We start from the raw sequence: 6,523 nt of genomic DNA, 5'->3' as shown, positions 1-6,523 counted from the left end.
CCCCACAAGCACACCACGCCCGCAAAGGGCGCGGCAAACCCCGCCGCCCACGCCCACCCCACGTAGTTCTCACGATCCCGGGGACGCCGCGCGCCCACCGGCGCGCGGCGTCCCCGGGGACGTGCGGTCGTCTGCGGGGGGCAGGTCCCCACTACACTTCGTGGCCGCTCGGGCGCGTACCCGGCGCGGGGCGGTTGGACAGGGAGAAACGAGAAGGTGGCAGCACCCAAGAAGGGCCGAGGGCCGTCCGGCGGTCAGGGCAGGCCGGGGCGTGCCCTGGCTCTGATCCTCATCGCCATGGTCGCGCTCACCGGCGGGTTGTTCCTGTCCGGGCACACCACGCCCCGGCTGGGCATCGACCTCGCCGGCGGGACGTCGATCACGCTGGAGGCGCAGAACCAGCCCGGCAAGCCGAACGCGATCAACCAGACCAACATGGACACCGCGGTCGGGATCATCGAGCGGCGTGTCAACGGTCTGGGCGTCTCCGAGGCCGAGGTCCAGACCCAGGGCACGAAGAACATCATCGTCAACATCCCCAAGGGGACGAACTCCAAGCAGGCCCAGGAGCAGGTCGGCACCACCGCCCAGCTCTACTTCCGGCCTGTTCTGACGGTGCAGGCGAGCGGCCCCGAGGCACCCAAGCCCTCCGGTTCGGAGAGCCCCTCCGCCGGCGCCACCCCGAAGCCCGGCGAGTCCGCCGAGGGTGAGGACAAGCCCAAGGGCGAGGACAAGCCCGAGGGTGAGGAGGCCACCGGTACGGAGGCCACCCCCTCGGCGAGCGCCACCACCCAGGGCCGCGCGGTCACCGGAGCCCTGACGAAGGACGACCCGACCCCCGGCGCCACCGACAAGCCGAAGCCGTCCGATTCCCCCGAGGCCTCGCCCTCCGCGGACCCGGCCACGGCCAAGCTCCAGGAAGAGTTCGCCAAGCTCGACTGCACCGACCCGAAGCAGCGCACGGCGGCCGGCCAGAACGCCAAGCCGACCGACTCGATCGTCGCCTGCGGCTCGAACGTCCCGGGCAGCTACGAGAAGTACGTCCTCGGCCCCGCCGAGGTCTCCGGCAGCGACGTCGACGACGCCAAGGGCGCCATCGACCAGCAGTCCGGCCAGTGGATCGTGTCGATGGAGTTCACCTCCGCCGGCGCCAAGAAGTTCCAGACGATCACCAGCCGGCTCTCGCAGCAGCAGCCGCCGATGAACCAGTTCGCGATCGTCCTCGACGGCGAGGTCGTCTCCGCTCCCTCGGTGCGCACCGCGCTCAGCAAGAACGCCCAGATCTCCGGCAGCTTCGACCAGCAGTCGGCCGAGGATCTCGGCAACATCCTGTCCTACGGTGCACTGCCGCTGACCTTCAAGGAGGTCAGCGTCACCACGGTGACCGCCGCGCTCGGCAGCGAGCAGCTCCAGGCGGGCCTGATCGCCGGCGCCATCGGTCTGGCGCTGGTCATCATCTACCTGGTCGTCTACTACCGGGGCCTCGCGTTCATCGCGCTGCTCAGCCTGCTGGTCTCCGGCATCCTGACGTACACGATCATGGCCTTGCTGGGCCCGGCCATCGGCTTCGCGCTGAACCTCCCGGCGGTCTGTGGCGCCATCGTCGCCATCGGCATCACAGCGGACTCCTTCATCGTCTACTTCGAACGCGTCAGAGACGAGATCCGCGAAGGACGCACGCTGCGACCGGCCATCGAGCGCGCCTGGCCGCGCGCCCGCCGCACCATCCTGGTCTCCGACTTCGTGTCGTTCCTGGCCGCCGCGGTGCTCTTCATCGTCACCGTCGGCAAGGTGCAGGGCTTCGCCTTCACGCTCGGCCTCACCACCCTGCTCGACGTCGTCGTGGTGTTCCTCTTCACCAAGCCCCTGATGACGCTCATGGGCCGGACGAAGTTCTTCTCCAAGGGCGGCCCGTGGTCCGGGCTGGACCCGAAGCGGCTCGGCGCCCAGCCGCCGCTGCGCCGTTCGCGCCGTGTCAACGCCCCCACCGAACCGAAGGAGGCGTGAGATGTCGCGACTCGGCAATCTCGGCGCCCGGCTCTACCGCGGCGAGGTCGGCTACGACTTCATCCGCAACCGCAAGATCTGGTACGGCGTCTCGATACTGATCACCATCACGGCCATCATCGGCGTGGCGGTCGGCGGCCTCCGCATGGGCATCGAGTTCAAGGGCGGCGCGGTCTTCACGACCGACACCAAGGCCCAGATCTCCACCTCCCAGGCCACGGACGTGGCGACCGAGGCCTCCGGCCACATGGCGATCGTCCAGGAGCTCGGCAACGGCGGTCTGCGCATCCAGATCACCGAGGTCGACACCGCGAAGGCCAACGAGATCAAGGAGACCCTCTCCGACGAGCTCGGCATCCCCGCCAACGACATCAACGCGGACCTGGTCGGCCCCAGCTGGGGCGAGCAGATCGCCAACAAGGCGTGGACCGGTCTCGGGGTCTTCATGATCCTGGTGGTGATCTATCTGGCCATCGCCTTCGAGTGGCGGATGGCCGTCGCCGCCCTCATCGCGCTGATCCACGACATCACCATCACGGTCGGCGTCTACGCCCTGGTCGGCTTCGAGGTCACCCCGGGCACGGTGATCGGTCTGCTGACCATTCTCGGTTACTCCCTGTACGACACGGTGGTCGTCTTCGACAGCCTCAAGGAAGGCCAGAAGGACATCACCAAGCAGACCCGCTACACGTACAGCGAGATCGCCAACCGGTCGATCAACAGCACCCTGGTCCGCTCCATCAACACCACCGTCGTGGCGCTGTTGCCGGTGGCCGGTCTGCTGTTCATCGGTGGCGGCGTCCTCGGCGCGGGCATGCTGAACGACATCTCGCTGTCGCTGTTCGTCGGTCTCGCCGCCGGCGCCTACTCCTCGATCTTCATCGCCACGCCGCTCGTCGCCGACCTCAAGGAACGCGACCCGCAGATGAAGGCGCTGAAGAAGCGGGTCCTGGCCAAGCGGGCCGCCGCGGCCGCCAAGGGCGAGTCCCCGGACGACGGCTCCGACGACCCGCGCGACGACACCGAGACGGCGGGCACGGCGATCGGCCGCCCCCGGTCGCACGGCCGCACCCCCGGGAAGCGCTGAGCGATGACGAGCACCACCGAATCCATCAGGGAGCTGCTGCTCAGCCGGATCCGCGATGTCGCGGACTACCCGAAGCCGGGCGTGGTGTTCAAGGACATCACCCCGCTGCTCGCCGACCCGGTGGCCTTCACGGCGCTCACCGACGCCCTCGCGGAGCTGTGCGTACGGCACGGCGCCACGAAGATCGTCGGCCTGGAGGCCCGCGGCTTCATCCTGGCCGCGCCCGTCGCGGTCCGGGCGGGCATCGGATTCGTCCCGGTCCGCAAGGCCGGCAAGCTTCCCGGAGCCACGCTGAGCCAGACCTACGAGCTGGAGTACGGCAGCGCGGAGATCGAGATCCACGCCGAGGACCTCGACGCCGAGGACCGGGTCATGGTCATCGACGACGTCCTCGCCACCGGCGGCACCGCCGAGGCCTCGCTGGAGCTCATCCGGCGGGCCGGCGCCCAGATCGCGGGCGTCGCGGTCCTCATGGAGCTCGGCTTCCTCGCGGGCCGCGCCCGCCTGGAGCCGGGCCTCGCCGGCACCCCGCTGGAGGCCCTGATCACGGTCTGATCCGCAGGCCACCGCCCGGCGAGGGGTACCGAGGACATCAGGATGGGCACCCGGGAACACCGGGTGCCCATCCCTCGTTGTGCAGGCTCCCACCGTCCCCGGGCGAGGTCCCGCCGGGGGATCGATACCATGGGCTCTCCGGGTACCCCGGATCCGCACGAGGAGCGCTCTTGCCAGACGAGGCCCAGTCAGCCGCCGCCCCGCAGCCCGACAAGCCCGTGGCGGCCCCCGCCACGCCGGATAAGGCCGCGCCCTCGAACGCGCCGGAGTCCGCGCCCGCCGAGCCGGCCGCCGGCACCGCGCGCCCCCGGGCCGCGAAGCCCGCCGCCCCGGCGCGCCCCGACACCGCGCAGTCCGCCGAGGCCGCCACCCCTCCGGCGAAGCCCGCGGCCCCCGAGGCCCCGCCGACACCGGCCGGGACGACGGGCCCCGTGCAGCCCCCGGCCAGGAAACCGGCCGCCGCCGCGCCCAAGCCCCCGCCCCCCGGGCCCCCTGCGAAGGCCGGGGCCGCCACCGGGTCCGCCTCCCGCTCCGGCGGCTCCTCCAACCGCGTGCGGGCGCGCCTCGCCCGCCTCGGGGTCCAGCGCTCCAGCCCGTACAACCCGGTCCTGGAACCCCTCCTGCGTACGGTCCGGGGCAACGACCCCAAGATCGAGACGGCCACGCTCCGCCAGATCGAGAAGGCCTACCAGGTCGCCGAGCGCTGGCACCGCGGCCAGAAGCGCAAGAGCGGCGACCCCTACATCACCCACCCGCTGGCCGTCACCACGATCCTCGCCGAGCTCGGCATGGACCCCGCGACGCTGATGGCGGGCCTGCTCCACGACACGGTGGAGGACACCGAGTACGGCCTGGACACCCTCAAGCGCGACTTCGGCGACCAGGTCGCCCTGCTCGTCGACGGCGTCACCAAGCTGGACAAGGTCAAGTTCGGCGAGGCCGCCCAGGCCGAGACCGTACGCAAGATGGTCGTCGCCATGGCCAAGGACCCCCGGGTCCTCGTCATCAAGCTCGCCGACCGCCTGCACAACATGCGCACCATGCGCTATCTCAAGCGGGAGAAGCAGGAGAAGAAGGCCCGCGAGACGCTGGAGATCTACGCCCCGCTGGCGCACCGGCTGGGCATGAACACCATCAAGTGGGAGCTGGAGGACCTCGCCTTCGCGATCCTCTACCCCAAGATGTACGACGAGATCGTCCGCCTCGTCGCCGAGCGCGCCCCCAAGCGCGACGAGTACCTCGCCATAGTGACCGACGAGGTCCAGTCCGACCTGCGCGCCGCCCGCATCAAGGCCACCGTCACCGGCCGCCCCAAGCACTACTACAGCGTCTACCAGAAGATGATCGTGCGAGGCCGGGACTTCGCCGAGATCTACGACCTGGTGGGCATCCGCGTCCTCGTCGACACGGTCCGCGACTGCTACGCGGCGCTCGGCACCGTCCACGCCCGGTGGAACCCGGTGCCCGGGCGGTTCAAGGACTACATCGCGATGCCCAAGTTCAACATGTACCAGTCGCTGCACACCACGGTGATCGGTCCCAGCGGTAAGCCCGTCGAGCTCCAGATCCGGACCTTCGACATGCACCGCCGCGCCGAGTACGGCATCGCCGCCCACTGGAAGTACAAGCAGGAGGCCGTCGCGGGCGCCTCCAAGGTCCGTACCGACATCCCCAAGAACACCGGGCGCGGCCAGGACACCGTCAACGACATGGCGTGGCTGCGCCAGCTCCTGGACTGGCAGAAGGAGACCGAGGACCCCGGCGAGTTCCTGGAGTCCCTGCGCTTCGACCTCTCGCGCAACGAGGTCTTCGTCTTCACGCCGAAGGGCGACGTGATAGCGCTGCCCGCCGGCGCGACCCCCGTCGACTTCGCGTACGCCGTCCACACCGAGGTCGGCCACCGGACCATAGGAGCACGCGTCAACGGGCGGCTCGTCCCGCTCGAATCGACGCTCGACAACGGCGACCTGGTCGAGGTCTTCACCTCCAAGGCGGCCGGCGCCGGTCCCTCCCGGGACTGGCTCGGCTTCGTCAAGTCGCCGCGCGCCCGCAACAAGATCCGCGCCTGGTTCTCCAAGGAGCGCCGCGACGAGGCGATCGAGCAGGGCAAGGACGCCATCGCGCGCGCCATGCGCAAGCAGAACCTGCCGATCCAGCGCATCCTCACCGGCGACTCCCTGGTCACCCTCGCCCACGAGATGCGCTACCCCGACATCTCCTCGCTGTACGCGGCGATCGGCGAGGGACATGTCGCGGCGGCGGGCGTCGTCCAGAAGCTGGTGCAGGCACTCGGAGGCCACGACGAGGCCAACGAGGACATCGCCGAGTCCACCCCGCCCTCGCACGGCGGCCGCAGCAAGCGCCGCGCCAACGCCGACCCCGGCGTCGTCGTCAAGGGCGTCGAGGACGTCTGGGTCAAGCTCGCCCGCTGCTGCACGCCCGTCCCCGGCGACCCGATCATCGGCTTCGTCACCCGGGGCAGCGGCGTCTCCGTGCACCGCGCCGACTGCGTCAACGTGGAGTCGCTCTCGCAGCAGCCCGAACGGATCCTGGAGGTCGAGTGGGCCCCGACCCAGTCCTCCGTCTTCCTGGTCGCCATCCAGGTCGAGGCGCTGGACCGCTCCCGGCTGCTCTCCGACGTCACCCGGATCCTCTCCGACCAGCACGTCAACATCCTGTCGGCGGCCGTCCAGACCTCCCGCGACCGGGTGGCCACCTCGCGCTTCACCTTCGAGATGGGCGACCCCAAGCACCTGGGCCACGTCCTGAAGGCCGTACGCGGTGTGGAGGGCGTCTACGACGTCTACCGCGTCACGTCGGCCAGGAGGCCGTAACAGCGACGACAGAAAGGCCCCGGTACGCGATGCGTACCGG

4 protein-coding genes are annotated in these 6,523 nt (G+C 70.2%); all 4 read left to right on the top strand.

Annotation, left to right across the window (positions count from 1 at the left end):
* Window positions 1-216: 216 nt before the first annotated feature.
* The 4 genes from secD to ACFWM7_RS32330 all read left to right on the top strand — a co-directional run bounded on the left by secD (window position 217) and on the right by ACFWM7_RS32330 (window position 6,483).
* On the top strand, window positions 217-2,007 hold the full coding sequence (secD, locus tag ACFWM7_RS32345; RefSeq protein WP_383267550.1) for a protein translocase subunit SecD: 1,791 nt from the start codon (window positions 217-219) through the stop codon (window positions 2,005-2,007).
* A gap of 1 nt (window position 2,008) precedes the next feature.
* Complete coding sequence (secF, locus tag ACFWM7_RS32340) at window positions 2,009-3,094, top strand: protein translocase subunit SecF (RefSeq protein ID WP_383267548.1); 1,086 nt, start codon at window positions 2,009-2,011, stop codon at window positions 3,092-3,094.
* Between the two features lie 3 nt (window positions 3,095-3,097).
* Entirely contained in the window at window positions 3,098-3,649 is a 552-nt protein-coding gene (locus tag ACFWM7_RS32335; RefSeq protein ID WP_383267546.1) for an adenine phosphoribosyltransferase, read from the top strand.
* A gap of 170 nt (window positions 3,650-3,819) precedes the next feature.
* Window positions 3,820-6,483, top strand: a complete 2,664-nt coding sequence (locus tag ACFWM7_RS32330; protein WP_383267544.1) for a RelA/SpoT family protein — start codon at window positions 3,820-3,822, stop codon at window positions 6,481-6,483.
* Window positions 6,484-6,523: the final 40 nt, after the last annotated feature.

Source organism: Streptomyces sp. NPDC058375, assembly GCF_042723425.1.
Classification (GTDB): domain Bacteria; phylum Actinomycetota; class Actinomycetes; order Streptomycetales; family Streptomycetaceae; genus Streptomyces; species Streptomyces durocortorensis.
The sequence above is the reverse complement of the archived record's forward strand: the minus strand, read 5'-3'. Positions and strand labels throughout refer to the sequence as shown.